Origin of the sequence: Pseudonocardia pini (assembly GCF_013870575.1) — a bacterium.
GTDB lineage: Bacteria > Actinomycetota > Actinomycetes > Mycobacteriales > Pseudonocardiaceae > Pseudonocardia > Pseudonocardia pini.
This window is the reverse complement of record NZ_JACBXB010000771.1, coordinates 1-2,613: the sequence shown is the minus strand read 5'-3', so window position 1 is coordinate 2,613 and position 2,613 is coordinate 1. Positions and strand designations below refer to the sequence as shown.

2 protein-coding genes and 1 pseudogene are annotated in these 2,613 nt (G+C 74.4%); 1 reads left to right on the top strand and 2 read right to left on the bottom strand.

Annotated features, from left to right (window positions below; genetic code table 11):
- Positions 1-260 (top strand): annotated as a pseudogene (locus tag H5J29_RS28675) (hypothetical protein); the annotation flags it as partial.
- Positions 261-298: 38 nt separating this feature from the next.
- Here the strand turns inward: H5J29_RS28675 and H5J29_RS28670 are convergent.
- A complete protein-coding gene (locus tag H5J29_RS28670; RefSeq protein ID WP_181784102.1) occupies positions 299-1,621 on the bottom strand; it encodes an ABC1 kinase family protein in 1,323 nt (440 codons plus the stop codon).
- 30 nt (positions 1,622-1,651) lie between these two features.
- Positions 1,652-2,613 (bottom strand): ABC1 kinase family protein (locus H5J29_RS28665; RefSeq protein ID WP_181784101.1); only part of this gene is annotated, 962 nt, incomplete at its 5' end.

Sequence of the window (2,613 nt, the reverse complement as noted above, 5' to 3'; positions counted from 1 at the left end):
AGCGCGGCGAACACCGGGGTGTCGGCGTCGAAGGACAGGACCTCACGCAGCAGTGCGCGCTGGTGGTCACGGACACCCGCGTGCAGGAGCGGCTGTCCGGCCGCGCCCGCGCCACGGCGACGTCGGTGTCGGCTCTGGGGACCGAGATCGTCGCGCTGGCGGTGTTCGTGGGCTGGGCCTTCGGCGGCACCCTCGCGATCGCCGTGGGGATCCTGGCTATCGCGCCGGTGGTGTGGTGGACCCTGACCCGACGGTCGTGAGTGGCGACAGTCGCTATGGCGACTATCGCCACTCACGGTCAGTGGACGAAGCCGGGGACCCAGCGTTCGACGAGTGCGCGGGCCTCGACGGTGCAGTCCAAGCGCGCCAGGATGTTCATCCAGCCCGACAGCACTCGCATGACCAGCGCGAACTCCGGGGGGAAGCTCAGCGCGCGGCCCGTCTCGCGGTACGCGCGGTTGGTCGGGTTCACCACCCGCGCACCCTGCCGCGCGATCCACTCCTCGGTGAAGTGGAACCGCTCCACGCGCAGGGGGTCGCCGAGCGCGCCGACCCACCGCAGCACGTCCGCGGTCTGCACGTCCGGCGCCAGGAAGCCCTCCGCGCGCAGCAGCGCGTCCAGTGACTCGGCGTCCCGGTCCGCCGTCAGCCGCAGGATCCTGACCAACACGGGCGGGATGCCGTCGGGGAGCGAGGCCGCGGCCCCGAAGTCGATCATGCCGAGGCCGGAGCCGTCCGCGAGCACCAGGAAGTTGCCCGGATGCGGGTCCGCGTGCAGCAGGCCCACCCGCGCGGGCGAGGCGAACATGGTCTCGACGATCGTGTGGCCGAACCGGTCCCGGTCCGCCTCCGTGCCGCGCCCGCCGAGCATGTCCCGCAGCGGCACGCCGTCGAGCCACTCGCTGACCAGCACCTTCGGCGACGACGCCACCACGCGCGGGATCCGCAGCCCGGGCCGGTCCGCGAACCCGGCCGCGAAGGCGCGTTGCCGGTCCGCCTCGATGCGGTAGTCGACCTCCTCCATCGTCCGCTCGCGCAGCTCGCGGATCAGCGCACGGGCGTCGATGGCGGGGAAGATCGCGGCGAAGAGCCGGGAGAAGCGTTCGAGGGTGCGCAGGTCGGAGTCCAGTGCGACGTCGGCGCCGGGGTACTGCACCTTGACGGCGACCTCCCGCCCGTCCCGCCACACGGCCCGGTGCACCTGTCCGATGCTCGCGGCGGCGCGGGGCTCGTCGTCGAACTCGCGGAACCGCTCCCGCCAGCCGCTGCCGAGCTGCTGGGCGAGCATCCGGTGGACGTCGGCGACCGGCATCGGCGGGCTCGACGTCTGCAGCTTGGCCAGTGCCTCCTGGTACGGACCGGCGATCTCGGTGGGGATCATCGCGTCGTAGACCGACAGCGCCTGGCCGAGCTTCATCGCGCCGCCCTTGAGCGTGCCGAGCACGGCGAAGAGCTGCTCGGCGTTGCGCGCGAGGGTGCCCGCGGCGACCTCGTCCGCGTCCGCGCCCGCGAGGGTGCGGCCCCAACCGCCCACGGCCCGGCCTGCGAAGGACAGGGGCAGCGAGGCGAGCCGCGCCGAGCGGCCGAACCCGCCGCGCGGAACGCCCTTCTCCTCAGCCATCCGACCCCCTCACCCACCGCGACCCTACTGTCACGCGGCGGGCTCGAAACCGGGCACCCACTCGCGCGCGAGACCGCGTAACCCGACCGTGCAGTCCAGCTGGGCCAGGATGCTGAGCCATCCGGACAGCACGCGCACGACGAGGAGGTGCTCGGGCGGCAGCGCCAGCCGTCGCCCGGTCTCCCAGAACGCCCGCCCGCGCGGGTCCACCATCCGTTCGCCCTGCTCGCGCAGCCAGTCGCGGTGCAGGTGGAAACGCTCGGAGCGCAGCGGGTCCGCGAGCGCGCCGACGTAGCGGAGCACCTCGTCCGCGGTGACCCCCGGGCCCGCGAACCCCTCCGCCTTCAGCTCGAACAGCATGGCCGCGGCGTCGCCCACGGCGAGGTGGTTCAGGACCCGGGCCAGGGCGGGCGGGAAACCACCGGGCAGCGCGGCCACCGCACCGAAGTCGACGAGGGCCAGCCGCCCGTCCCGCAGCACCAGGACGTTGCCGGGGTGCGGGTCGGCGTGCAGCATCCCGAACCGCGCGGGGGACGACAGCACCGTCTCGACGACGGCGTGGGCGTACCGGTCGCGGGTCGCCCTACCGCGCGCCCCGGCGTCGGCTCCGGGCTCATGGCCGACTCCGCGGGCTTCGCCTTCGGGCCCACCCAGCAGAGCCCGCAACGGCACGCCGTCGAGCCACTCGCTCACGACCACCGTGGGCGCGGAGGCGACCACACGGGCCGCCGTCACGTCGCCGGTCAGGCCTGCCGCGAACACCCGCTGGCGGTCGGCCTCGGCGCGGTAGTCCAGCTCGTCGAGCATCCGGGCGCGGAGCTCGGTGAGGACCGCGCGGGCGTCGAGGGCGGGGGCGATCATGCCGAGGAGCCCGGCGAAGCGCTGCAGCGTGCGCAGGTCGGCGTCGAGCGCGTCGCCCGCGCCGGGGTACTGGACCTTGACGGCGACCTCCCGGCCGTCGTGCCACACCGCGTGGTGCACCTGCCCGACGC

What these genes read in the sequence shown, in the direction of transcription:
- H5J29_RS28670 (WP_181784102.1), bottom strand. Translation starts at nt 1,621, where the DNA reads ATGGCTGAGGAGAAGGGCGTTCCGCGCGGCGGGTTCGGCCGCTCGGCG.